A 24,105-nucleotide genomic window follows, 5' to 3' on the forward strand; every position below is an offset into this window, starting at 1 on the left:
AAACAGAAATGGCAAACGTATCCGTATACAATATGGAAGGTAAAGAAGTTGGCACAATCGAGCTGAACGACGCTGTATTTGGCGTTGAAGTGAACGAGCATCTCGTACACATGGCTGTTGTTGCACAGCTTGCAAATAAACGTCAGGGAACACAGAAAGCAAAAACACGTTCTGAGGTTTCCGGTGGCGGCAGAAAGCCGTGGAGACAGAAAGGAACAGGTCACGCTAGACAGGGTTCCACAAGATCTCCGCAGTGGACAGGCGGCGGAATGGTATTCGCTCCGACTCCGAGAGATTACACAATCACTCTTAACAAGAAAGAGAAGAGAGCTGCTCTTAAGTCCGCTCTTACAAGCAGAGTAAACGAGAACAAGTTCGTAGTTGTTGACGAGTTAAAGTTCGACGAGATCAAGACAAAGAACTTCAAGGCTGTTATGAACAACCTCAAAGTTTCCAAGGCTCTTGTTGTTCTTGCTGACAACGATCAGAACACAGTTCTTTCCGCAAGAAATATCCCGGAAGTTAAGACTTCCCTTGTTAATACAATCAATGTATTCGACATTCTGAAATACAACACTGTAGTAGCTACTAAGGCTGCTGTAGCATCTATCGAGGAGGTATACGCATAATGGCAAACGTACAGTACTACGACGTAATCCTCAAACCGGTTGTAACTGAGAAGAGCATGAACGCTATGAGCGAGAAGAAATACACATTCCTCGTACATCCGGAAGCAAACAAGACCATGATCAAAGAAGCTGTTGAGAAAATGTTCCCGGGAACAAAGGTTGACAGCGTAAACACAATGAACGCTGACGGTAAGAACCGCAGACGTGGCATGGTAGTAGGCAAGACTGCTAAGACAAAGAAAGCAATCGTTAAGCTTACAGCAGACAGCAAAGATATCGAAATCTTCCAGGGTCTGTAATTTTTGAAACTATGCGGCAACCAAAGCCGCGATACGAAAAATAGAAACGCCAGAAGGCGTTGAAAGGAGTCAGAAATGGGAATCAAAACCTATAACCCATATACACCTTCCAGAAGAAATATGACAGGTTCTGATTTCTCCGAGATCACAAAGACAACTCCGGAGAAGTCCTTAGTAGTTTCTTTAAAGAAGAACGCTGGTCGTAACAACCAGGGTAAGATCACCGTTAGACATCAGGGCGGTGGAAACAGACAGAAATATAGAATGGTTGACTTCAAGAGAAATTCCAAAGACGGAATTCAGGCAACTGTAATCGGTATCGAGTACGATCCGAACAGAAGCGCTAACATCGCTTTAATCTGCTACGCAGATGGTGAGAAGTCCTACATCCTTGCACCGCAGGGCCTTACAAACGGCATGAAGGTTATGAGCGGCGAGCACGCAGAGGCTAAGGTCGGCAACTGCTTACCGTTATCCTTAATTCCGGTTGGTGCACAGGTTCACAATATCGAGCTTTTCCCGGGCAAGGGCGGCCAGATGGTTCGTTCTGCAGGAAACGCTGCACAGTTAATGGCTAAAGAAGGAAAATACGCTACACTTCGTTTACCGTCCGGCGAGATGAGAATGGTTCCGATCGAGTGCCGCGCAACAATCGGTGTTGTAGGCAACGGCGACCATAACCTTGTTAAGATTGGTAAAGCAGGTAGAAAACGTCACATGGGTATCCGCCCGACAGTCCGTGGTTCCGTTATGAACCCGAATGACCATCCGCATGGTGGTGGTGAAGGTAAGACTGGTATCGGCCGTCCGGGTCCGTGCACACCGTGGGGCAAGCCTGCTCTTGGTCTTAAGACTAGAAAGAAAAACAAACAGTCTAACAAGTTAATCGTAAGAAGAAGAAATGGTAAGGCGATTTCATAATCGATAGGAGGTAAAACGATGGCTCGTTCACTTAAAAAAGGACCATTTGCAGACGCTAGCTTACTGAAGAAGGTAGACGCTATGAACGAGGCAGGACAGAAACAGGTTATCAAGACCTGGTCCCGCCGTTCTACAATCTTCCCGCAGATGGTTGGTCATACAATCGCTGTACATGACGGCAGAAAGCATGTACCGGTATACGTAACAGAAGATATGGTTGGTCACAAACTTGGTGAGTTCGTTGCTACAAGAACTTACAGAGGCCACGGCAAAGACGAGAAAAAGTCCGGACGTAAATAATAGATACGCTTTGAAAGGAGGTTCCAGTAATGGCTAAGGGACATAGAAGTCAGATTAAGAGAGAGAGAAATGCCCAGAAGGATACAAGACCGTCTGCAAAGCTGTCTTACGCAAGAGTATCCGTTCAGAAGGCTTGTTTCGTATTAGATGCCATCAGAGGCAAAGATGTTCAGACAGCACTTGGTATTGTAACTTACAATCCTAGATATGCTTCCAGCTTAATCGAGAAATTATTAAAATCTGCAATCGCAAACGCTGAGAACAACAACGGAATGAACGCAGAGAACCTGTATGTGGAGGAGTGCTACGCATCTCAGGGACCGATTATGAAGAGAGTAAAACCGAGAGCACAGGGTAGAGCTTACAGAATCGAAAAGAGAATGAGCCACATCACTATCGTGCTGAACGAGAAATAATAGGAGGCAGTTATGGGACAGAAAGTTAATCCACACGGCATGAGAGTCGGCGTTATCAAAGACTGGGATTCCAGATGGTACGCTGAAGCTGATTTCGCTGACAACCTCATCGAGGATCACAAAATCAGAACTTACCTGAAGAAGAGATTATACAGCGCCGGCGTTTCCAAGATCGAAATCGAGCGCGCATCTGATAGAGTAAAAATTATCGTTTTCACAGCAAAACCGGGCGTAGTTATCGGTAAGGGCGGATCTGAGATCGAGAAGGTCAAAGCTGAAGTTCAGAAGATGACTGCTAAGAAGGTATTTGTAGACATCAAGGAAGTTAAGAGACCGGACCGTGAAGCTCAGCTCGTTGCAGAGTCCATCGCTCAGCAGCTTGAGAACCGTGTTTCCTTCCGTCGTGCTATGAAGTCCACAATGTCCAGATCCATGAAGGCTGGCGTTCTTGGTATCAAGACAGCAGTTGGCGGACGTCTTGGCGGTGCTGATATCGCACGTACAGAGTTCTACAGCGAGGGAACAATCCCGCTTCAGACATTAAGAGCAGATATTGACTATGGTTTCGCAGAGGCAGATACAACTTACGGCAAACTTGGCGTTAAAGTTTGGATCTACAAAGGCGAGGTTCTTCCGACTAAGGGAAATAAGGAAGGGAGCGATAAATAATGTTAATGCCGAAAAGAGTAAAGCGCCGCAAACAGTTCCGTGGAACTATGGCCGGTAAAGCTTTAAGAGGAAATACAATCTCCAACGGTGAGTATGGCCTTGTTGCCCTTGAGCCGTGCTGGATCAAATCTAATCAGATCGAGGCAGCCCGTGTTGCCATGACTCGTTATATCAAACGTGGTGGTAAAGTTTGGATCAAGATCTTCCCGGACAAACCGGTAACAGCTAAACCGGCTGAGACTCGTATGGGTTCCGGTAAGGGCGCTCTTGAGTACTGGGTAGCAGTAGTTAAACCGGGCCGTGTTATGTTCGAAATCGCTGGCGTTCCGGAGGAAACAGCAAAGGAAGCTCTTCGTCTTGCTATGCACAAACTCCCGTGTAAGTGTAAAATTGCTTCCAAGGCAGATTTAGAAGGCGGTGATAACAGTGAAAACTAATAAGTATGTAGAAGAATTAAAAGCGAAAACCGCTGCAGAGTTAAATGAAGAATTAGTTGCAGCAAAGAAGGAGCTCTTCAACCTGAGATTCCAGAACGCAACCAACCAGTTAGATAACACAAGCAGAATCAAAGAGGTTCGCAAGAACATCGCAAGAATTCAGACTGTTATCACAGAGAAGGCAAGAGTTGCTAACTAATCCCGTATCGGTGAAGAACCCCCAAGGCATACTTGCGGGTTGAACAGCTGTCGTTATGACACACGCCGATGCGTGTAACAAATCGATTTTGAAAGGAGATTATCCGTCGTGGAAAGAAATCTTAGAAAAACACGTACTGGTAAGGTAGTTAGCAACAAGATGGACAAGACAATCGTCGTTGCTATCGAGAACCACGTAAAACATCCGTTAATCGGAAAGATCGTTAAAAAGACATATAAATTAAAAGCTCATGATGAGAAAAATGAGTGCAATATCGGCGATACAGTTAAAGTGATGGAGACAAGACCGTTATCCAAGGATAAGAGATGGAGACTTGTTGAAATCGTCGAGAAAGCAAGATAATTGATTCGAGGAAGGAGTAACAGGCATGATTCAGCAGGAATCCAGATTAAAGGTTGCCGATAATACAGGTGCAAGAGAACTGCTTTGTATCCGCGTTATGGGCGGTTCTACAAGAAGATATGCTAACATCGGTGATGTAATCGTAGCCTCCGTTAAAGAAGCAACACCAGGCGGCGTTGTAAAGAAGGGCGATGTAGTCAAAGCCGTTGTAGTTCGTTCTGTAAAAGGCGCACGTCGTAAAGACGGTTCTTATATTAAATTTGATGAGAACGCAGCAGTTATCATCAAAGATGACAAGACTCCAAAAGGAACCCGTATTTTTGGGCCGGTTGCAAGAGAGCTTCGTGAGAAACAGTTCATGAAGATCGTATCTCTGGCTCCGGAAGTATTATAAGGAGGTGCCAGATAATGCATAAAATCAAAAAAGATGATATGGTAAAGATCATCGCAGGTAAAGATAAAGATAAAACCGGTAAGGTTCTGAGTGTAGACAGCAAGAAGAACGAAGTTGTTGTTGAAGGCTGCAACATGGTAACAAAGCATACCAAACCGAGCCAGACAAACCAGAATGGCGGAATCGTTCATCAGGAAGCTCCGATCGACATCTCCAACGTAATGCTGTTCGTTGACGGAAAAGCTACAAGAATTGGCTTTGAAGTTAAAGACGGTAAGAAAGTCCGCGTTGCTAAGGCAACCGGTAAAGTAATTGACTAATAGCAGAGAGGAGGAAACACAAGTTGGCTAGATTAAAAGAAATGTACCAGAACGAGATCGTTGAAGCAATGATCAAGAAATTTGGTTATAAGAATATCATGGAAGTGCCGAAGCTCGACAAGATCGTTATCAACATGGGCGTAGGCGAAGCAAAAGACAACGCGAAAGTCCTTGACTCTGCAGTTCGTGACCTTGAGATCATCTCCGGTCAGAAGGCAGTTCTTACAAAGGCTAAGAAGTCTGTCGCAAACTTCAAACTCAGAGAGGGCATGGCTATTGGATGCAAAGTTACTCTTCGCGGCGAGAAGATGTACGAGTTCGCTGATCGTCTGATCAACCTCGCTCTTCCGCGTGTACGTGACTTCCGCGGCGTAAACGCTAACGCGTTCGACGGCAGAGGTAACTACGCACTCGGCATCAAGGAACAGTTAATTTTCCCGGAAATTGAATATGATAAAGTTGACAAGGTTAGAGGTATGGACATCATCTTCGTTACTACCGCTAAGACTGACGAGGAAGCTCGTGAACTTTTAACATTATTCAACATGCCGTTTGCAAAGTAATTAGGAGGAGTAACCATGGCAAAGACTTCAATGAAGATTAAACAGCAGCGTCCGGCAAAGTTCTCCACAAGAGAATACAACCGCTGCAGAATCTGTGGTCGTCCACATGCATATCTGAGAAAATATGGCATTTGCCGTATCTGCTTCCGTGAGCTCGCTTACAAGGGCGAGATCCCGGGCGTAAAGAAGGCAAGCTGGTAGGATTTAGCTGCTTAAAAGGCGTCAGAAGTCAGGTGGGAAACGGCGAGTTCCCCCGCCTGACCGTGCAGTGAAGCGCCTGGCAAGCTGACTGGTCCCGTTCTTCGACCACAGGGAAAAGAACTTCCCTATTCATCGTAACAACGCCTATACGGAAAACTTGTTTTCCCCAGGCCGAACAACATTCCTGTGCAGCGCGAATGATTCGCGAACCACAGTGATAAACCAACAACCCATTAGGAGGAAATATAATCATGACTATGAGCGATCCGATTGCAGATATGCTTACAAGAATTCGTAACGCAAACACTGCTAAACACGATACAGTAGATGTTCCGGCTTCCAAGATGAAATTAGCTATCGCTGATATCCTTGTAAGAGAAGGCTACATCAAGAAATATGACATCGTTGAGGACGGTGCATTCCAGACAATCCGCATCTCCTTAAAGTATGGCGCAGACAAGAACGAGAAGATCATCTCCGGTATCAAGAAGATCTCCAAGCCGGGCTTACGTGTATACGCTGGCAAGGAAGATATGCCGAAGGTACTTGGCGGACTTGGTATCGCTATCGTATCCACAAACCAGGGAATCATCACTGACAAGCAGGCTAGACAGCTTGGTGTCGGCGGAGAAGTTCTCGCGTTCGTTTGGTAATTATTGATGTTATCGCACCCCGCCTGCAAAGCCGGATTTAAGATCTGGAAGGGCGGAGTTTGCGTGCGTCTGGAGATAACTTCAGACTATATATAACATAGAAACTGAAAACAGAGAGTGTTAAAGCACTTTCCGAGAATCTAAGTAGGAGGTAAAAGGCATGTCACGTATTGGTAGAATGCCGGTAGCGATTCCAGCAGGCGTAACTGTAACAATCGCAGAGAACAACAATGTGACCGTTAAAGGTCCGAAGGGAACACTGGTAAGAGATTTACCGGTAGAGATGGAAATCAAAGAAGAAGATGGACACATCGTCGTAACAAGACCGAATGATTTAAAGAAGATGAAATCTTTACACGGTCTTACAAGAACGCTAATCCATAACATGATCCAGGGTGTTACTGAAGGCTACGAGAAGAAGCTTGAGGTAAACGGTGTTGGTTACAGAGCTCAGAAGCAGGGCAAGAAGCTCACACTTTCCCTTGGTTACTCCCATCCGGTAGAGATGGAAGATCCGGAAGGTATCGAGACTGTTCTTGATGGACAGAACATCATCATCGTTAAGGGCATCAGCAAAGAGAAAGTCGGCCAGTATGCAGCTGAAATCAGAGAGAAGAGAAGACCGGAGCCGTATAAGGGCAAAGGTATCAAGTACGCTGATGAGGTTATCAGACGCAAAGTTGGTAAGACTGGTAAGAAATAATTTAAGGAGAGTGTAAAAATGGTTAGCAAGCAGTCAAGAAGCGAAATCCGCAGAAAAAAACACTATAGATTACGCAATCGCTTTGCTGGTACAGCAGAGAGACCGCGTTTAGCAGTGTTCAGAAGCAATAATCATATGTATGCTCAGATCATCGACGATTCCGTTGGACATACTTTAGTATCTGCTTCTACTCTTGAGAAAGAGATCAAAGCAGAGTTAGAGAACACAGATACCGTTGATGCAGCTGCATATATCGGAACCGTAGTAGCTAAGAGAGCAATCGAGAAAGGCATCAAAGAGGTCGTTTTCGATAGAGGCGGTTTCATTTATCAGGGTAAGATTCAGGCATTAGCAGATGCAGCCCGCGAGGCTGGTCTCGTATTCTAATAGAGAGGAGAAAACAGCATGAAGCGTACAATCATTGACGCAAGTCAGTTAGAGTTAAATGACAAAGTTGTTGCCATTAAGCGCGTATCCAAGACTGTTAAAGGTGGACGTACCATGAGATTTTCCGCTCTGGTAGTAGTAGGAGACGGCAATGGTCACGTAGGCGCAGGCCTTGGTAAAGCAGGTGAGGTTCCGGAAGCTATCCGTAAGGGTAAAGAGGCTGCTATGAAGAACCTTGTAGAGATCCCGATGGATGAGAACAATAGTATCCCGCATGACTTCCTTGGAGAGTTCGGAAGTGCTTCCGTACTTCTTAAGAGAGCTCCGGAAGGTACTGGTATCATCGCTGGTGGTCCGGTTCGTTCCGTAGTAGAGCTTGCAGGCATCAAGAACATCCGTACAAAGTCTTTAGGTTCCAACAACAAGACAAACGTAGTTCTCGCAACAATCGAGGGTCTTACAAAATTAAAGACGCCGGAAGAGGTTGCTAAGAACCGCGGCAAATCTGTTGAAGACGTTGTTTGCTAATAGGAGGATAATAAAATGGCAGAGAAGTTAAAAATCACATTAGTAAAATCCCCTATCGGCGCTGTTCCGAAGCAGAGAGCAACAATCGAGGCACTTGGTTTAAAGAAGATGCACAAGACTGTTGAGATGCCGGATAATGGTGCAGTTAGAGGCATGATCCAGAATGTCAGACATCTGGTAAAAGTTGAAGAGATCTAATAGATATAAGTAAGGAGGTGCAGTGATGAACTTATCTAATTTACATCCTGCTGAAGGATCTAAACACAGTGATAGTTTCAGAAGAGGTCGTGGACACGCTTCTGGAAATGGTAAGACAGCTGGTAAGGGACATAAGGGCCAGAAGGCACGTTCCGGCGCACCGAGACCTGGTTTCGAGGGCGGCCAGATGCCGTTATACAGACGTCTTCCGAAGAGAGGATTTACAAACATCAACTCCAAGGAGATCGTTGGAATTAATGTAAGCGCATTAGAGAGATTTGAGAATGACTCCGTAGTATCCGTTGAGACATTACTGGAGACAGGTGTGATCAAAAACCCGCAGGACGGCGTTAAGATTCTTGGTAACGGAGAGTTAACAAAGAAACTTGTCGTTAAAGCCAATGCTTTCAGTGAAGGCGCAAAAGCTAAAATTGAGGCAGTAGGTGGAACCTGCGAGGTGATCTAATATGCTAAAATCCTTACAGAAGGCATTTAAGGTGAAAGAAGTCCGCGACAGACTTCTTTACACCTTCATGATGCTTGTAGTCATCCGAATCGGCTGTTGTCTTCCGATTCCGGGCGTTGATCCCAGCTATCTGCATGATTTCTTTTCCAATCTCCAGTCATCTGGAATGGGATTTTTCAATGCGATCACAGGAGGATCTTTCTCCTCCATGTCGATCTTTGCGCTGAGCATCACCCCGTATATCACATCGTCCATCATCATGCAGTTGCTTACCATTGCAATTCCGAAACTTGAGGAAATGCAGAAGGATGGTGAGGACGGAAGAAAGAAGATCGCAGAGTACACCAGATATCTTACCGTTGGCCTGGCTCTTTTCGAGTCCTGTGCAATGGCAGTTGGCCTTGGCGGTAAAGGACTTCTTCTCGAAGATCACCGCAATGTCTGGGGATACCTCACGGTTGTAGCAGCTATGACCGCAGGTTCCGCTCTTCTGATGTGGATTGGCGAGAGGATTACAGACAATGGAGTCGGAAACGGTATTTCCATCGTACTTCTGATCAATATCGTATCTGGTACTCCACAGGATATGATGACATTATATGAGCGATTTATGGCAGGCAAATCAGTTGCAGTTGCAACAGTAGCATGCATTATTGTACTGGCGATCATCATTGCGATCTTTGTCTTCGTTATCATCTTAAATGATGCGGAGCGCAGAATTCCGGTACAGTACAGCAAGAAGATGCAGGGCCGCAGAATGATCGGCGGACAGTCTACCTACATTCCGTTGAAGGTAAACACCGCAAACGTTATTCCGGTCATCTTTGCTTCTTCCATCATGTCCATGCCGGTCATGATCGCTCAGTTCTTCCACGTAGATTATTCAACCATCGGTGGAAAGATCCTGTTAGCGCTGAGCTCATCCAACTGGTTTAAACCGGAAGCTCCGGCTTACTCCATTGGTTTGCTCGTATATATCGTATTAGTCGTACTGTTCGCGTATTTCTATACGTCCATTACGTTTAACCCGCTGGAAGTTGCTAATAATATGAAGAAATCCGGCGGCTTTATCCCGGGCATCCGCCCAGGTAAGCCAACTTCGGACTACCTTAACAATATCTTAAACTATATTGTATTTATTGGAGCCTGCGGTCTGGTGATCGTGTGCATTATCCCGATCGTCGCATCCGGTCTCTTCTCCGTTGGTAATCTTTCCTTCGGCGGCACATCCCTGATCATTATTGCAGGTGTTATCCTCGAGACGATCAAGGCTGTGGAGTCTTTAATGCTTGTAAGAAATTACAAGGGATTCTTAAATGACTGATTTGACAGAGAAATAGCAGCAGCTGCGTGCTGAAAATCGGAGCGGGCGGAAAGATGCTTTTCGCCCGCTTTTTCGGTTTTTTAGGACGAGTGGAGGAAATAACAATTATGAAGATCATTATGTTGGGCGCGCCGGGTGCCGGAAAAGGAACCCAGGCACAGAGAATCGCGGAAAAGTACGGAATCCCGCACATTTCTACCGGAGATATCTTCCGGGCTAATATCAAGAACGGAACAGAACTTGGAAAGAAAGCGAAAGCATTCATGGACCAGGGACTTCTTGTTCCGGATGAACTGACTGTTGACCTTGTTATGGACAGGATCAGCCAGCCGGACTGCAAAGAGGGATACATCCTCGATGGATTCCCACGTACGATCCCGCAGGCAGAGGCTCTCACAGAGGCTCTTGCGAAAAAGGGAGAGGCGATCGATTTCGCGATCGATGTCGACGTACCGGATGAGAAGATCGTTACCCGTATGGCAGGCCGCCGTGCATGCGTAAAGTGCGGAATGACCTATCACATCGTATATGCTGCTCCGAAGAAGGAAGGCATCTGCGATAAGTGCGGCGCTGAACTCGTCTTAAGAGATGATGATAAGCCGGAGACTGTTACAAAACGTCTGGCTGTTTACCATGAGCAGACACGTCTGCTCATCAGCTTCTATGCGGATAGGCACGTTCTCTACACTGTAGACGGAACACAGAATATGGAACAGGTATTTGAGGCTATCACAAAGATTTTAGGAGCTTAAAAGAATGGCAGTAACAATTAAATCGCCGAGAGAGATCGAACTGATGCGAAAAGCCGGAGAAATTCTGGCGCAGGTACACGAGGAGCTGCATGCAGCCGTTCATCCGGGAATGTCCACGATGGACATCGACAAGCTGGGAGAGCGCCTGATCCGCAGCCATGGATGCATTCCGTCCTTTAAGAATTATAATGGATATCCGGCATCCATCTGCGTGTCCGTAAACGATGAGATCGTACATGGTATCCCGAATAAGCACCGCATTTTAAAGGAAGGCGATATCGTCAGCCTTGACGCGGGAACGATCTATAAAGGATACCATTCCGACGCAGCCCGCACCTGGGCAGTAGGAAACGTCTCCCCGGAAGCACAGAAACTGATGGATGTGACAAAACAGTGCTTTTACGAAGGTATTAAATTTGCAAAAGCAGGCAATCATCTGAATGACATCTCCACGGCAATCCAGGCATATGCCGAGAAATTCGGCTATGGCGTTGTCCGCGAGCTGGTTGGACATGGAATTGGTACCCACCTTCATGAAGATCCGGAGGTCCCGAACTTCGCAACGAAGAGAAAGGGGATCCTTCTGCAGCCGGGCATGACACTGGCGATCGAGCCGATGATCAATGCAGGTACACCGGATGTAATCTGGATGGACGATGACTGGACCGTTGTTACAGCAGATCATGCCCTGTCCGCTCACTATGAGAATACGATCCTCATCACCGAGGGCGAGCCGGAGATCCTCTCCCTGCGTCCGGGCCTTGAATAGGAGGCCCCGCATGGAGATGACCCCGGGATTCCTGGCGAGATCACTTGCCGGAAATGACAAGGATAAAATCTATGTCATAACGGAGGACCTTGGAACATACGTTTCTCTGCTTGCAGAGAACGGCCGGGTCCTCCGGAAAAATAAAAAACATGTCCAGATCATTAAGAAAGCAAACAGGAGGTAAATTTTATGTCTAAGGCTGACGTAATCGAGATCGAAGGCGTTGTTGTAGAGAAACTGCCGAATGCCATGTTCCAGGTTGAACTTGAAAATGGCCACAAGGTTTTAGCAACCATCAGCGGAAAACTGCGTATGAACTACATCCGTATTCTTCCGGGAGACAAGGTAACATTAGAGATGTCCCCATACGATTTATCCAAGGGACGTATCATTTGGAGAGATAAATAGTATCTTTGAGGACGGGCAGAAAAAAGTTGAAGAAAACCAGCAAAAATGCTTGATTTTCCTGTAAGGAAGTGTTATAATGCTCAAGCGAACTTTGTTGGAACGCTTGTATTATGCCCATTTTCAGGTGCTTTTTATACAGGTATAGCAACCCGTAATGCCGTTTCCAGATGGCACGGAATCGGTGTGTTTCCGGCAGTAAGGGAAGCGGACTACGAAGGAAAGGAGAATTACTGTGAAAGTAAGATCATCAGTAAAACCGATTTGCGAGAAGTGCAAGGTTATTAAGAGAAAAGGCAGTATCAGAATTATCTGTGAAAATCCTAAGCACAAACAGAGACAGGGCTGATGCCGCATATTTGCCTGTATTTTTTCGCGCGGCTTTGACATGAAACGCGAGAGTGCGTTGTCGTGTCGGCAATAACTATTTCTACAATATTTAAATGGAGGTACCACTCATGGCTCGTATTTCAGGTGTTGATTTACCAAGGGAAAAACGTGTCGAAATCGGCTTAACTTATATCTACGGTATCGGTAGAGCAAGTGCAGACCGTATTCTTGCTGCGGCTGGTGTAAATCCTGACACTCGTGTAAAGGATTTAACCGATGACGAAGTAAAGAACATTGCAGCAGTAATCGCTGAGACTCAGACTGTTGAAGGTGACTTACGTCGTGAGATCGCTTTAAACATCAAGAGACTTCAGGAGATCGGATGCTACAGAGGTATTCGTCACAGAAAGAGTCTTCCTTGCCGTGGTCAGAAGACCAAGACAAACGCAAGAACATGCAAGGGTCCGAGAAAGACTGTTGCAAACAAGAAGAAATAATAATCAGTAACAAATGTTATGAATCACGTTGCATGTTTTAAAGACAGGAAACAGGGTTCAGTAAATGAGAAAGTAGGTTAGTTTAAAATGGCTAAAAAAGTGTCCACTGCTAAAAAAGTGACAAAAAAGCGTGTAAAGAAAAACGTTGAACGCGGACAGGCGCACATCCAGTCATCTTTTAACAACACAATCGTGACATTAACAGATGCACAGGGTAATGCCTTATCTTGGGCAAGTGCAGGCGGTCTGGGATTTAGAGGTTCAAGGAAATCTACTCCATATGCAGCACAGATGGCTGCAGAAACTGCAACTAAGGCAGCTCTTGTACATGGTTTAAAATCCGTAGACGTTATGGTTAAAGGACCGGGATCAGGCCGTGAGGCTGCTATCCGTGCCCTTCAGGCATGTGGTCTTGAAGTAACAAGCATTAAGGACGTAACACCGGTTCCGCACAACGGATGCCGTCCGCCAAAGCGTAGAAGAGTCTAATTAGGAGGAAATAAAATGGCAGTTGATAGAGTTCCTGTTCTTAAAAGATGCAGATCCCTTGACCTTGATCCCATTTATTTAGGAATAGATAAAAAATCCAACAGAGAATCTAAGAGAGCAAACAAGAAGATCAGTGAGTATGGTCTTCAGTTAAGAGAAAAACAGAAAGCTAAGTTCATCTATGGCGTTCTGGAGAAGCCGTTCCGTAACTACTACGATAAGGCTGAGCGTTTAAACGGACAGACAGGTGAAAACCTTATGATCCTTCTTGAGCGCAGACTTGACAACGTTATCTTCCGTCTTGGTTTCGCAAGAACAAGAAAGGAAGCCAGACAGATCGTTGACCACAAGCACGTTCTTGTAAACGGTAAGTGCGTAAACATCCCGTCCTACCTTGTAAAGGCTGGCGATGTTGTTGAGATCAGAGAAAAGAACAAAGGCGACAACCACTACAAGCTGGTTCTCGAGACCACAGCTGGCCGTCTTGTTCCGGCATGGTTAGAGTCTGACCATGAGAACTTAAAGGGCGAGATCAAAACTCTTCCGACAAGAGAAGAAATCGACGTTCCTGTAAACGAGATGCTCATCGTCGAGTTATACTCCAAATAATTCACCGGAGCCGTTTTTACAAAGTATCTGGCCATTTTTCGGCCGGATGCTTTGTGTTCTAAAATGCTCCGTGGCATTTGTCAAAGCATACCCAAAAGGAGGGGCTTTTTGTGTTCGATTTTGAGAAACCAAACATTGAGATTGCTGAGATTTCCGAAGATAAAAGATACGGAAAGTTTGTCGTAGAACCGCTTGAGAGGGGTTACGGCACAACTCTGGGAAATTCCCTGAGAAGAATCATGCTTTCTTCTTTACCGGGTTCTGCTGTCAGCCAGGTGAAAATTGATGGTGTACTTCATGAGTTCAGCTCCATCTCCGGCGTTAAGGAAGATGTAACTGAGATCATCATGAACATCAAGAGCTTAGCAATTAAGAACAACAGCGATACAAACGAGCCGAAGACTGCGTACATCGAGTTCGAGGGCGAGGGCGTGATCCACGCATCTGACATTCAGACAGATGCTGACATCGAGATCCTCAACCCGGATCAGGTGATCGCAACATTAAGCGGCGGTGCAGACAGCAAGTTCTACATGGAACTTACGATCACCAACGGCCGTGGCTACGTGAGCGCTGATAAGAACAAGAGCGACGATCTTCCGATCGGAGTTCTCGCTGTAGATTCCATTTACACACCGGTTGAGCGTGTCAACATGTCCGTTGAGAACACCCGTGTTGGTCAGCAGACAGACTACGATAAGCTCACACTTGAGATCTACACAAACGGAACACTTGATCCGGACGAGGCAGTCAGCCTTGCTGCTAAAGTTTTAAGCGAGCATCTGAATCTCTTCATCGACCTCTCTGAGAATGCAAAGACTGCAGAGGTTATGGTTGAAAAGGAGAACAACGAGAAAGAGAAAGTTCTTGAGATGAACATTGACGAGCTGGAGTTATCCGTTCGTTCCTACAACTGTCTCAAGAGAGCCGGTATCAATACCGTTGAAGAGCTTTGCAGCCGTACATCTGAGGATATGATGAAGGTTAGAAACCTTGGTCGTAAGTCCCTCGAGGAAGTACTTGCAAAGTTAAAAGAACTGGGCTTACAGCTCAATTCAAGTGACGAACAGTAAAATTTAGTTGTGATACACACCCGGATGGTAAGTCCAAAGAAGCACGGACGGGCGTAGAGCGACTCATTATGGAGAAAAAGGCGGCAGTCCAGTAAGTCCAAAGATGCGTGGGCGGCTGTTCCACAAATGGAGGAGAATTAAATCATGGCAGGTTATAGAAAACTCGGAAGAACTTCCAGTCAGAGAAAAGCATTACTTAGAATCCAGGCTACAAACCTTTTATATCATGGAAAGATCGTTACAACTGAGGCTAGAGCTAAAGAAGTAAGAAAGATCGTTGAGAGCCTGATCGCTCTTGCAGTAAAAGAGAAAGATAACTTCGAGACTGTAAAAGTTACTGCTAAAGTTGCCCGCAAGGACGCTAACGGCAAGAGAGTAAAAGAAGTTGTTGACGGTAAGAAAGTTACTGTATACGACGAAGTTGAGAAGGAAATCAAGAAGGACATGCCGTCCAGACTTCATGCAAGAAGACAGATGGTAAAAGCTCTTTATGACGTAACAGAAGTTCCGACAGCAGCAGCTGGTAAGAAGAAAAACACAAAGAAAGTTGATCTTACAAACAAGCTGTTCAACGAGATCGCTCCGAAGTACGCTTCCCGTAACGGTGGTTACACAAGAATCATCAAGATCGGTCAGCGTAAGGGCGACGGTGCTATGGCAGTTCTGATCGAGCTCGTTTAATTCTGTATAGCAATTAGCCGTACGGCAGAACTTAAGACCGGTGGAATACGTTTTATGCGTGTTCTGCCGGTTTTTTTGCGTCATATGGAAAAAAGGAAAGCCACTGTTCTTCTTCCGCGATCTTTTTGTGATCGATGGAAGGGAACAGTGGCTTTTCGATTGCCATAAAAGGTGATCAACCGGCTTTTGAAACAAAAGATTAATTGATCCCGAACTGCTGCTGAAACTGTTCAAAGAACTGGTTGAAAGCTGCCGCGTTGGCCGGGTCCTTCATCAAGTTGGTGATCGTCAGAGCATAAAAGAATTCACCGACACCGAGGAGAATGGCGATCACACCGAGAATGATGCCTGCGATGGCTGTTCCGCGGAATGCCTGCCCGCGTTTGGAGATGATCGCGAAACAGATCGCGCCGACTCCGCAGATGATCGCAACCGGGAATGCGAAACAGCAGAGCGTCAGGATCGCGAAGATACCGCTGATCAGGGACATCGCTGCGAATGAGTTTTTCTCGCGTCTTGGGCGCTGCGGCTGATCCTGCCAGTAGGGCGGCTGCCCGTTATGCTGAGGAGGGATCTGCTGGTTGTTTGGGTTCTGCCAGTAAGGATTCTGTCCGTTGTTCTGAGGAGGGATCTGCTGGTTATTTGGGTTCTGCCAGTAAGGATTCTGTCCGTTGTTCTGAGGAGGGATCTGCTGGTTGTTTGGGTTCTGCCAGTAAGGATTCTGTCCGTTGTTCTGAGGAGGGATCTGCTGGTTATTTGGGTTCTGCCAGTAAGGATCCTGTCCATTATTCTGAGGAGGCATCTGCCTATTGTCCGGGGACTGCTGGTTTGTATCCTGTCCGTCTGCCGGGGATGAAATCTGCTGACCGGTCTGTTCTGCAGGAGCTGTTTCAGTGGTTTGGTCTTTATATTCAGATGAATTCTGATCGTCGTAATCTGTCATGAAAATTCCTCCTAAATGTATGTGAAACTTGTCCGCGCCGCGGAAAAATGACACGGAACAGTTACCGTATAGTTTAACATGAAACGCCGCGCATGTCCACATTTAAGTTGCATAAGAGGATGGATTGAATTATAATGGAGATTGACATCTCCGGCAGCCTGGAGCCGTCCGGGGAAGAACCAGAAGGAGAAACAACATGGACATTTTAGGCGTACTGACAGCGGAATTAGGGGTAAAACGGAGCCAGATCGAGGCAGCCGTAAATCTGATCGACGAGGGAAACACGATTCCGTTTATTGCCAGATACCGGAAAGAAGTAACCGGTTCCTTAAACGATGAGGTATTAAGGAACCTGGATGAACGATTAAAATATCTGCGCGGACTGGAAGAACGTAAGACCCAGGTCCTCGCGGCGATCGAAGATCAGGGAAAACTTACCGCTGATCTGAAGAAAAAGATCGAGGATGCTGAGACGATGGTGGCGGTCGAGGACTTATATCTTCCGTTCCGCCCGAAGAGAAAGACGAGAGCAAGCGTTGCAAAGGAAAGAGGACTTGAGCCGCTTGCCGATACGATTATGCTGCAGATGGCGAAGGAGCCGATCGAGACTCTTGCGGCCCCGTATGTATCAGAGGAAAAAGGTGTTGCGAACGTGAAAGCAGCGATCGACGGCGCAAAGGATATCCTCGCGGAGCGGATCTCCGAGGTTGCGAAATACCGCGCCTATATCCGAAACGTGACGAAGGAAGAGGGATCGATCGTCTCCGAGGCAAAGGATGAGAAGACAGAATCTGTCTATGAGATGTACTATCACCACGAGGAGCTCGTGAGAAAGTGTGCAGGACACAGGATCCTCGCCTTAAACCGCGGCGAGAAGGAAAAGATCCTGACTGTAAAGATCGTGGCTCCGGAGGAGAAAATCCTGCGCTATCTGAACAAGATGGTGATCACGAGAGAAAACCCGGTGACAACTCCGATCCTGCAGGAAGTGATCGCGGACAGCTATAACCGTCTGATCGCTCCGGCGATCGAGCGTGAGGTCAGAAATCTTATGACGGAAAAGGCGGAGGACGGCGCGATCCAGGTATTCGGAAAGAACCTGGAACAGCTTCTCATGCAGCCTCCGATCGCCGGACGCGTTGTTCTTGGATGGGACCCGGCGTTCCGTACCGGCTGTAAGCTGGCTGTCGTTGATGCGACCGGAAAAGTCCTCGATACCGTTGTGATCTATCCGACCGCACCGCAGAATAAGGTCGAGGACGCGAAAAAGACCTTAAAGAAGCTGATCGAGAAATATCAGATCTCCCTGATCTCCGTCGGAAACGGAACTGCTTCCAGAGAGTCTGAGCAGATCATCGCGGAGTTTATCAAGGAGATCCCGGAACACGTCCAGTATGTGATCGTAAACGAGGCGGGAGCTTCCGTATATTCTGCCAGTAAGCTTGCGACAGAGGAATTCCCGAAATTTGATGTAGGTCAGAGAAGTGCTGTCTCCATCGCGAGACGTCTCCAGGACCCGCTTGCAGAGCTTGTAAAGATCGATCCGAAGGCCATCGGCGTCGGTCAGTATCAGCATGATATGAACCAGAAACACCTCGGTGAGGCGCTCGGGAATGTTGTGGAGGACTGCGTAAACAAGGTTGGAGTTGATCTGAACACAGCATCGGCATCCCTTTTGGAGTACATCTCCGGCGTGTCAAAGACGATCGCGAAAAATATTGTCGCTTACCGTGAGGAGAACGGTGCATTCACAAACCGCCGCCAGCTCTTAAAGGTCGCAAAGCTCGGCCCGAAGGCGTTCGAGCAGTGCGCCGGATTTATGAGAATTGCCGGTGGGGATAATCCACTTGACGGAACGTCTGTGCATCCAGAGTCCTACAAGGCGGCGATGGAATTGTTAAAACGTGTCCATGTAGAGCCGGAGGAGATCACAAAAGGCGGAGCTGCCGGGATCTCAAAGAAGATCATGGATTATAAAAAGCTCTCAGAGGAACTGGAAGTTGGTGAGGAGACCTTAAAGGATATCGTAAAGGAACTGGAAAAACCGGCGAGAGACCCGCGTGAGGAGATGCAGAAACCGATCCTCAGAACGGATGTCCTCGATATGAAGGACTTAAAACCGGGAATGATCTTAAAAGGAACCGTCAGAAACGTCATTGATTTCGGCGCTTTCGTAGATATCGGTGTCCATCAGGACGGTCTTGTGCACATTTCCCAGCTTTCCAAGAAGTACATCAAGCATCCGCTTGAGGCGGTCAGCGTAGGGGATATCGTTGAGGTGAAGGTTCTCGGAGTGGATATGGCGAAGAAAAGAATTTCCTTATCTATGATATTGGACGAGGAATAAATTCTAAATTGTCGATATGAAGGAATATTTAATTGGCGGAAAAGTCCTGAAATCCCTGCGGCAGGAAGAAACTGATTTTAGCGTAGGAATGCCAGAGATATAAGGCTTTTAAGGAGACGAACCAGATAAAAAGGAATACACGGGACAGACGGAGAATATTCCGGCGAGCCGAAGAAATGGAGGAGTCAGTCATGAAGTATAATTTTGATGAAGTGATCGACCGTAAGGGAACCCATGCAATGAAAGTTGAACGTCTGCCGAAGGGAGCTGACAAAGATTCCCTCGCCCTCTGGGTGGCAGATATGGACTTTGCCTGCGCAGAACCGATCTTAAAGGCTCTCCATGAGCGGATCGACCGGAAGATCTTTGGCTATACCATGTACGATGCGGACGAGTGCATGGATGCTGTGACAGGCTGGATGAAGAAGCGCTATGGCTGGGAGGAGAGCAGAGAGAATCTGTTCTTCTGTCCGGGCGTTGTGGCTGCCTATGCAGCGCTCATCAACCTCCTCACGGAACCGGGGGACGGGATCGTCCTCCAGTGCCCAATCTACTATCCATTTACGAATAAGGCCAACAGCAACGGCCGCATTCCGGTGGACAATGCGCTGATCTATGAGAACGGTGCTTACCGGATCGACTTTGAGGATCTCGATAAGAAGATGGAGGACCCGGCAAACAAGGTTCTCGTGGTGTGCAGTCCGCATAACCCGACAGGCCGTGTCTGGACGGAGGACGAGCTTAAAAAGACGGTTGAGATCTGTAAAAAGTACGACAAATGGATCATCTGCGATGAGATCCACTGCGACCTGATCCGCCGTGGCGTGACGTTCATACCGATCATGAATGTGGCTCCGGAGTATGCGGACCGGATCGTTGTCTGCACGGCGCCGAGCAAGACCTTCAATCTTGCCGGAATGAAGACCTCCAATATCGTGATCCACAATAAGGAACTTCAGAAAAAATGGAAAGACTATGTGAATGGCAGCCTGTCCATGGATGGCGCTTCCGCTCTGGGCATGACGGCGATGATCGCGGCCTACACAGAGGGGGAAGAGTGGCTGGAGCAGCTGAAGGACTATCTGGATGGAAACTTCGCGTATATCGACGAATATTTAAAGAAATATCTTCCGAAGGCTCATCTCGTCAAGGCGGAGGGAACCTACCTCGCGTGGCTTGATCTCAACGGATACGTTGACCGGGATGAGAAAAAACTGGAAGAACTGATGCAGAAGAAAGCAAAGGTCGCTCTGGATGAGGGATATATCTTCGGTGAGGAGGGACGCGGATTTGAGCGCATCAACGTCGCTTCCCCGCGCAGCGTCATCGAGGAGTGTATGAACCGGATCCGGACGGCATTTGAAGAGGAAAAACTGGTATGAAAATTCAGGTAAAAATGACAGCGAGAGATATTTTTGATTTCTCCATGTACAGCGCGTATTCGGGATTTGCCGGGATCTTTACATTCGTGTTTCTGATCCTGGTCATCGGGATCCTCGGATACGCATGGAGCTCGGTGGCAGTGATGCAGAGAGTCATGCTTTTGGGCTGTATCATCCTTTTTGTGTTTGTCCAGCCGATCATGATCTGGATGAAGGCAAAGGCGCATGCGAAAACGACCGGATATTCAACGCCGATCAATCTTGACGTTTCGGATGAGCAGATCGGGGTCGAACAGGCCGGTGTGACCGGAGAGTTGAAATGGGATCAGATCTGGAAAGTCGTTCGGATCCCGAATATGTATATCATCAAGGTCGGACCGACAAACGGATATCTTGTGCCATTCCGGTCCATTGAAGGGAGAAAGCAGGAGTTTGTTGATTTCTGCAAGCGGAATCTTCCGCCGAAGAAGACGAAAGGATTAAAGGCATGATAAAGGAAACAAATGCACCGGAGGAGACCTTCGCCTTTGGAAAAATGCTTGGGGAACAGGCAAAGCCGGGCGAAGTGATCTGTCTGAACGGCGATCTTGGCGTCGGAAAAACAGTTTTTACGAAGGGCTTTGCTGAGGGACTCGGAATCACGGAGCCGGTAAACAGCCCGACCTTCACGATCGTCCAGCAGTATGACAGCGGAAGAATGCCGCTGTACCATTTCGATGTGTACCGGATCGGTGACATCAGCGAGATGGATGAAGTCGGATACGAAGACTGCTTCTACGGGGATGGTGTGACGCTCATCGAGTGGTCCAACATGATCGAGGAGATCCTGCCGGAACATGTGAAGACCGTCACGATCGAAAAGAACCTGGAGAAAGGTTTTGATTACAGAAAGATCACGGTGGAGGACAAATAGATGCGGATTTTAGGAATTGAGAGCTCCTCACTGGTGGCATCGACGGCCATCTATGAGGATGGGATCACGATGGCGGAATATACGGTGGATTTCAAGATGACCCATTCACAGACTCTGCTGCCGATGATCGATGAGATGGTAAAACTTGTCGGGATCGATCTGAACACGATCGATGCGATCGCGGTGTCAGGCGGTCCGGGATCCTTTACGGGACTCAGGATCGGCTCTGCGACTGCGAAGGGACTTGGACTGGCATTAAATAAGCCGCTGATCCATGTTCCGACGCTTGACGCGACAGCGTACAACCTGTTCGGTGCATCCGGACTGATCTGTCCGATCATGGATGCGAGAAGAAACCAGGTCTACACGGGAATCTATCGCTTTGAGAAGAAATTTGAGACCGTGATGGATCAGGATGCGATGGATATGGGCGAGCTGATCGGGAAGTTAAATGGAATGGGAGAGCGCGTGATCTTCTTAGGTGACGGTGTGCCGGTCTACGAGAAGCAGATATCGGAAAAAATGACTGTGCCTTACGATCTTGCCCCGGCCCATGTAAACCGACAGAGAGCCGCTTCTGTGGCCGCTCTGGGCGCTGTCTACTTCGCGGAAGGAAAGACAGAGACCGCGATGGAGCATAAGCCGGACTATCTGAGAAAATCCCAGGCAGAGCGGGAGCGTGAGGAGAGAGAGGCAAAGAACGCTTGATCATTCATTATCCAGGTTATTATAAAAAGTTTCGCTGTCTTGCGGGGGAATGTCCGGATACTTGCTGTATCGGATGGGAGATCACCGTGGACAGGGAGACGGAAAAAACATATCAGAAACTCCGGAAGGGGAAAAGTGAGCTGGCAGAGCGCCTGAGAAGATCAGTCCGCCGCCGTCTCATTATCCCGGACGGAGACAGATGCCCGTTCCTTGCTGGGGACGGGCTTTGTGATCTCTGCAGAGAATACGGGGAAGCGGCGATGACGAGGACCTGCAGGCGCTATCCGAGACATGTGGAGGATTTTGGAGATATCCACGAGGTGGAGCTTTTATGTTCCTGCCCGGAGGCGGCGAGACTGATCCTGTCGGAGAATTTCCGGCTTATCACGAGGAACATGCCGGAGCGAAAAGGAAATACGGACGGGATCGATGAGGAGCGCCTGGCGCTTTGGTTTTCCGTCAGGGAGCAGGCGTTCGCGATGGCGGGAGACCGCAGAATGCCACTTTGGGCTCGCATGAGGCGGATCCTGGCATTTTGTCATGACGTGCAGGGAAGACTGAGAAGAGAAGATACGGCTGGCGTGGAGACGCTTGTGGAGCGGGCGAAAGAAAGCGTGCCGGGAAGATTGAAAGAAGCCGATCACAGGAAAAAAGATTGGAAAAAAACTAACGATGTATACACACCAGGGAAGGCAGACATGCATAACCTGGAAGAGCGTTTTTCTCTCATGGCGGATTTTTTCGCCGAGTTTGCATCCCTCTCCCCGATCGGACACGGATTCCCGGAACTTTTGGAGCGCAGCAGGACGTTTTTGTATCATTCGGAGGACAGCCGCAGCCGGTATGAGGAACGGCAGCAGGAGTTCCGCCGGAATATGCCGGAGGCGGAAGTCTGTACGGAACGGCTCCTGTTCTATTTCCTGTATTCGTTTGTGATGCCGGGGTTCTACGATGGGGATCTTTATATGAAAGCGAAGATGGCCGTGTTCGGTGCTGTGGCAGCAGAAGAGCTGGAGATGGCGGAGTATTTCAGAGATCCCGGGAAGTATGGGAAGAGAACCGGAGAGGGCAGAGGGAAAGATGCAGAGCCTGTAACGTCTCTGGAAAATGATGAAATGGTCACAGAAAGATCTGCGAAAGAACGGATTTCAGCACTCTCCCGCACCGCGTATCTCTTTGTGAGACAGATAGAAAATTCAGCGGAAAACAGGGATCTGCTGGAACAATTATTAAAACAGCCGGAATTTGGGATCCGGCGGATTATAGAAACGAAAAGTTGGTTTTAATAGCTAAGAAAAGGTCCATGCAAGTATCGAGACAGATATTTGCATGGACCTTTTTACTATAGAGGAAGCGAAGAAATCTCGCGAGAAATTTTTTTGAGTTTTTCTGTCATCTTATTTAAAAGTTCTTCCTGAGCTCTTTGAACTGGAATACTTACACATATGGCTGCGATCGGACGTCCGGTATATTTATAAATTGGAACAGCTATATTTACGACACCTTCTTCATATTCTTCCTGTTCCAGGCAGATTCCGGAAGTATGTATTTTTTCCAATTTTTCTTTTAATGAGGAAAAATCAGAATCGCTGAGTGAAGAATGTCCCTCTGAAATCAAAATCTCTTTCAATACATCACTGGAAAGACTGGATAAGAAGATATAGCCAGAAGCAGTGTGCATCAAAGGAAGCCATTTTCCGACAGCAACAGAAACACGCACTGGATGAGTGGATTCAACGTAGCTGGTACATAGAACCTGAGTGAGACCATTGATTTTTGAGTAGTGATAGACTCCGACCGTTTCATTAAACTCGGAAACCAATTGCTCAAGGTATGGCTGGCAAATGGTGGTGAGATTAATATTCTGATATGCCTTTGATGCGAGTTCGAAGACCTTTCCGCCTGTTTTATATGAAAGCGTATCAGGGCTTTGTTCCAGATACCCGCGTGCTTCCAGGGTTTTAATCAAATGAAAAGCAGTTGTTTTATTGAGATGACAATGTTCGGTAATTGTTGAAAGCTTTTGACCATTCCCACTGAAAACTGCGAATTCCAGGATATCAAGAGCGCGATGAACCGACTGAATTGTTTTTACGTTTTTTTCCAAATTATCCATAAGAATACCTCCGGATTAATCATAACATATCACAGAATGTTTTACAATATAAAACATAATAAAAAATAAGTTCCTATTGTGAAAAAATATTTGACAGACAGAAAAAGTGTTCTTATAATAA

38 protein-coding genes are annotated in these 24,105 nt (G+C 47.1%); 36 read left to right on the forward strand and 2 right to left on the reverse strand.

The window, feature by feature from the left end; all coding sequences use genetic code 11:
• The first annotated feature begins 8 nt into the window (after positions 1–8).
• The 30 genes from rplD to GPK90_RS00320 all read left to right on the forward strand — a co-directional run bounded on the left by rplD (position 9) and on the right by GPK90_RS00320 (position 15,575).
• Complete coding sequence (rplD, locus tag GPK90_RS00175) at positions 9–629, forward strand: 50S ribosomal protein L4 (protein ID WP_117470152.1); 621 nt, start codon at positions 9–11, stop codon at positions 627–629.
• Positions 629–928, forward strand: a complete 300-nt coding sequence (rplW, locus tag GPK90_RS00180) for a 50S ribosomal protein L23 (protein ID WP_117470153.1) — start codon at positions 629–631, stop codon at positions 926–928. Before rplD ends, rplW begins: the two co-directional genes overlap by 1 nt.
• Positions 929–1,003: 75 nt before the next feature.
• Complete coding sequence (gene rplB, locus GPK90_RS00185; RefSeq protein ID WP_117470154.1) at positions 1,004–1,849, forward strand: 50S ribosomal protein L2; 846 nt, start codon at positions 1,004–1,006, stop codon at positions 1,847–1,849.
• 18 nt (positions 1,850–1,867) lie between these two features.
• A complete protein-coding gene (gene rpsS, locus GPK90_RS00190; protein WP_015553840.1) occupies positions 1,868–2,149 on the forward strand; it encodes a 30S ribosomal protein S19 in 282 nt (93 codons plus the stop codon).
• Positions 2,150–2,178: 29 nt separating this feature from the next.
• Complete coding sequence (rplV, locus tag GPK90_RS00195) at positions 2,179–2,565, forward strand: 50S ribosomal protein L22 (protein ID WP_015553839.1); 387 nt, start codon at positions 2,179–2,181, stop codon at positions 2,563–2,565.
• A gap of 12 nt (positions 2,566–2,577) precedes the next feature.
• A complete protein-coding gene (rpsC, locus tag GPK90_RS00200) occupies positions 2,578–3,234 on the forward strand; it encodes a 30S ribosomal protein S3 (protein WP_015553838.1) in 657 nt (218 codons plus the stop codon).
• On the forward strand, positions 3,234–3,671 hold the full coding sequence (gene rplP / locus GPK90_RS00205; protein WP_015553837.1) for a 50S ribosomal protein L16: 438 nt from the start codon (positions 3,234–3,236) through the stop codon (positions 3,669–3,671). The genes rpsC and rplP overlap by 1 nt, the downstream gene beginning before the upstream one ends.
• Positions 3,661–3,870: a 50S ribosomal protein L29 gene (gene rpmC / locus GPK90_RS00210; RefSeq protein ID WP_021905521.1), complete on the forward strand. Its 210-nt coding sequence runs from the start codon at positions 3,661–3,663 to the stop codon at positions 3,868–3,870. The genes rplP and rpmC overlap by 11 nt, the downstream gene beginning before the upstream one ends.
• Positions 3,871–3,951: 81 nt before the next feature.
• Positions 3,952–4,233: a 30S ribosomal protein S17 gene (gene rpsQ / locus GPK90_RS00215; RefSeq protein ID WP_330579573.1), complete on the forward strand. Its 282-nt coding sequence runs from the start codon at positions 3,952–3,954 to the stop codon at positions 4,231–4,233.
• 25 nt (positions 4,234–4,258) lie between these two features.
• Complete coding sequence (rplN, locus tag GPK90_RS00220) at positions 4,259–4,627, forward strand: 50S ribosomal protein L14 (protein ID WP_118532547.1); 369 nt, start codon at positions 4,259–4,261, stop codon at positions 4,625–4,627.
• Positions 4,628–4,641: 14 nt separating this feature from the next.
• Positions 4,642–4,947, forward strand: coding sequence for a 50S ribosomal protein L24 (gene rplX / locus GPK90_RS00225; RefSeq protein ID WP_215701828.1), 306 nt, complete (start codon positions 4,642–4,644; stop codon positions 4,945–4,947).
• A 23-nt stretch (positions 4,948–4,970) separates the two neighbouring features.
• The gene (gene rplE, locus GPK90_RS00230) at positions 4,971–5,510 is read left to right on the forward strand and encodes a 50S ribosomal protein L5 (RefSeq protein WP_118532551.1); all 540 of its coding nucleotides are present in this window, start codon (positions 4,971–4,973) and stop codon (positions 5,508–5,510) included.
• Between the two features lie 15 nt (positions 5,511–5,525).
• Positions 5,526–5,711, forward strand: a complete 186-nt coding sequence (locus GPK90_RS00235; protein WP_008396318.1) for a type Z 30S ribosomal protein S14 — start codon at positions 5,526–5,528, stop codon at positions 5,709–5,711.
• Positions 5,712–5,962: 251 nt separating this feature from the next.
• Positions 5,963–6,364, forward strand: a complete 402-nt coding sequence (rpsH, locus tag GPK90_RS00240; protein ID WP_015553834.1) for a 30S ribosomal protein S8 — start codon at positions 5,963–5,965, stop codon at positions 6,362–6,364.
• Between the two features lie 160 nt (positions 6,365–6,524).
• A complete protein-coding gene (gene rplF / locus GPK90_RS00245) occupies positions 6,525–7,067 on the forward strand; it encodes a 50S ribosomal protein L6 (protein ID WP_015553833.1) in 543 nt (180 codons plus the stop codon).
• Positions 7,068–7,085: 18 nt separating this feature from the next.
• Entirely contained in the window at positions 7,086–7,454 is a 369-nt protein-coding gene (gene rplR, locus GPK90_RS00250) for a 50S ribosomal protein L18 (RefSeq protein ID WP_015553832.1), read from the forward strand.
• An 18-nt stretch (positions 7,455–7,472) separates the two neighbouring features.
• Positions 7,473–7,982, forward strand: coding sequence for a 30S ribosomal protein S5 (gene rpsE, locus GPK90_RS00255; RefSeq protein WP_118321375.1), 510 nt, complete (start codon positions 7,473–7,475; stop codon positions 7,980–7,982).
• Between the two features lie 15 nt (positions 7,983–7,997).
• Complete coding sequence (gene rpmD, locus GPK90_RS00260) at positions 7,998–8,180, forward strand: 50S ribosomal protein L30 (protein ID WP_015553830.1); 183 nt, start codon at positions 7,998–8,000, stop codon at positions 8,178–8,180.
• A gap of 25 nt (positions 8,181–8,205) precedes the next feature.
• Complete coding sequence (gene rplO / locus GPK90_RS00265) at positions 8,206–8,646, forward strand: 50S ribosomal protein L15 (RefSeq protein ID WP_118298693.1); 441 nt, start codon at positions 8,206–8,208, stop codon at positions 8,644–8,646.
• Position 8,647: 1 nt separating this feature from the next.
• Entirely contained in the window at positions 8,648–9,970 is a 1,323-nt protein-coding gene (secY, locus tag GPK90_RS00270) for a preprotein translocase subunit SecY (RefSeq protein ID WP_215701829.1), read from the forward strand.
• Between the two features lie 107 nt (positions 9,971–10,077).
• Positions 10,078–10,722: an adenylate kinase gene (locus tag GPK90_RS00275; protein WP_215701830.1), complete on the forward strand. Its 645-nt coding sequence runs from the start codon at positions 10,078–10,080 to the stop codon at positions 10,720–10,722.
• A gap of 4 nt (positions 10,723–10,726) precedes the next feature.
• Positions 10,727–11,491 (forward strand): type I methionyl aminopeptidase, encoded by a 765-nt coding sequence (map, locus tag GPK90_RS00280; RefSeq protein WP_118532557.1) that lies wholly within the window; start codon positions 10,727–10,729, stop codon positions 11,489–11,491.
• A 10-nt stretch (positions 11,492–11,501) separates the two neighbouring features.
• Complete coding sequence (locus GPK90_RS00285; protein WP_182426560.1) at positions 11,502–11,675, forward strand: KOW domain-containing RNA-binding protein; 174 nt, start codon at positions 11,502–11,504, stop codon at positions 11,673–11,675.
• 5 nt (positions 11,676–11,680) lie between these two features.
• The gene (gene infA / locus GPK90_RS00290; protein ID WP_015553825.1) at positions 11,681–11,899 is read left to right on the forward strand and encodes a translation initiation factor IF-1; all 219 of its coding nucleotides are present in this window, start codon (positions 11,681–11,683) and stop codon (positions 11,897–11,899) included.
• A 232-nt stretch (positions 11,900–12,131) separates the two neighbouring features.
• The gene (gene rpmJ, locus GPK90_RS00295; RefSeq protein WP_003022746.1) at positions 12,132–12,245 is read left to right on the forward strand and encodes a 50S ribosomal protein L36; all 114 of its coding nucleotides are present in this window, start codon (positions 12,132–12,134) and stop codon (positions 12,243–12,245) included.
• Positions 12,246–12,354: 109 nt separating this feature from the next.
• Positions 12,355–12,723: a 30S ribosomal protein S13 gene (rpsM, locus tag GPK90_RS00300; protein WP_015553824.1), complete on the forward strand. Its 369-nt coding sequence runs from the start codon at positions 12,355–12,357 to the stop codon at positions 12,721–12,723.
• 87 nt (positions 12,724–12,810) lie between these two features.
• On the forward strand, positions 12,811–13,212 hold the full coding sequence (gene rpsK, locus GPK90_RS00305) for a 30S ribosomal protein S11 (protein ID WP_015553823.1): 402 nt from the start codon (positions 12,811–12,813) through the stop codon (positions 13,210–13,212).
• A 15-nt stretch (positions 13,213–13,227) separates the two neighbouring features.
• On the forward strand, positions 13,228–13,821 hold the full coding sequence (gene rpsD, locus GPK90_RS00310; RefSeq protein WP_015553822.1) for a 30S ribosomal protein S4: 594 nt from the start codon (positions 13,228–13,230) through the stop codon (positions 13,819–13,821).
• A gap of 110 nt (positions 13,822–13,931) precedes the next feature.
• Entirely contained in the window at positions 13,932–14,894 is a 963-nt protein-coding gene (locus GPK90_RS00315) for a DNA-directed RNA polymerase subunit alpha (RefSeq protein ID WP_118298697.1), read from the forward strand.
• Between the two features lie 144 nt (positions 14,895–15,038).
• On the forward strand, positions 15,039–15,575 hold the full coding sequence (locus tag GPK90_RS00320; RefSeq protein WP_118532559.1) for a bL17 family ribosomal protein: 537 nt from the start codon (positions 15,039–15,041) through the stop codon (positions 15,573–15,575).
• A 199-nt stretch (positions 15,576–15,774) separates the two neighbouring features.
• Here GPK90_RS00320 and GPK90_RS00325 read toward each other — a convergent pair whose 3' ends face one another.
• Positions 15,775–16,518 carry a DUF4190 domain-containing protein gene (locus GPK90_RS00325; protein ID WP_215701831.1) on the reverse strand — a complete coding sequence of 248 codons (744 nt, stop codon included), beginning with the start codon at positions 16,516–16,518 and terminating at the stop codon, positions 15,775–15,777.
• A 196-nt stretch (positions 16,519–16,714) separates the two neighbouring features.
• Here GPK90_RS00325 and GPK90_RS00330 point away from each other — a divergent pair, with 196 nt between their 5' ends.
• From GPK90_RS00330 to fliB, 6 genes are all read left to right on the forward strand, one after another.
• Positions 16,715–18,865, forward strand: coding sequence for a Tex family protein (locus GPK90_RS00330; RefSeq protein WP_215701832.1), 2,151 nt, complete (start codon positions 16,715–16,717; stop codon positions 18,863–18,865).
• A 191-nt stretch (positions 18,866–19,056) separates the two neighbouring features.
• A complete protein-coding gene (locus tag GPK90_RS00335) occupies positions 19,057–20,247 on the forward strand; it encodes a MalY/PatB family protein (RefSeq protein ID WP_215701833.1) in 1,191 nt (396 codons plus the stop codon).
• The gene (locus GPK90_RS00340; RefSeq protein WP_021905509.1) at positions 20,244–20,738 is read left to right on the forward strand and encodes a YcxB family protein; all 495 of its coding nucleotides are present in this window, start codon (positions 20,244–20,246) and stop codon (positions 20,736–20,738) included. Before GPK90_RS00335 ends, GPK90_RS00340 begins: the two co-directional genes overlap by 4 nt.
• Complete coding sequence (gene tsaE, locus GPK90_RS00345; protein ID WP_021905508.1) at positions 20,735–21,160, forward strand: tRNA (adenosine(37)-N6)-threonylcarbamoyltransferase complex ATPase subunit type 1 TsaE; 426 nt, start codon at positions 20,735–20,737, stop codon at positions 21,158–21,160. The genes GPK90_RS00340 and tsaE overlap by 4 nt, the downstream gene beginning before the upstream one ends.
• Positions 21,161–21,868, forward strand: a complete 708-nt coding sequence (tsaB, locus tag GPK90_RS00350; protein ID WP_215701834.1) for a tRNA (adenosine(37)-N6)-threonylcarbamoyltransferase complex dimerization subunit type 1 TsaB — start codon at positions 21,161–21,163, stop codon at positions 21,866–21,868.
• The gene (gene fliB / locus GPK90_RS00355) at positions 21,865–23,154 is read left to right on the forward strand and encodes a flagellin lysine-N-methylase (RefSeq protein WP_215701835.1); all 1,290 of its coding nucleotides are present in this window, start codon (positions 21,865–21,867) and stop codon (positions 23,152–23,154) included. Before tsaB ends, fliB begins: the two co-directional genes overlap by 4 nt.
• A 56-nt stretch (positions 23,155–23,210) precedes the next feature.
• Here the strand turns inward: fliB and GPK90_RS00360 are convergent, their stop codons facing one another.
• The gene (locus GPK90_RS00360) at positions 23,211–23,984 is read right to left on the reverse strand and encodes an IclR family transcriptional regulator (protein ID WP_215701836.1); all 774 of its coding nucleotides are present in this window, start codon (positions 23,982–23,984) and stop codon (positions 23,211–23,213) included.
• Between the last annotated feature and the right edge of the window lie 121 nt (positions 23,985–24,105).

The sequence above is a fragment of the Clostridium sp. MCC344 genome (assembly GCF_018785365.1).
Taxonomy (GTDB): Bacteria; Bacillota; Clostridia; order Lachnospirales; family Lachnospiraceae; genus Pilosibacter.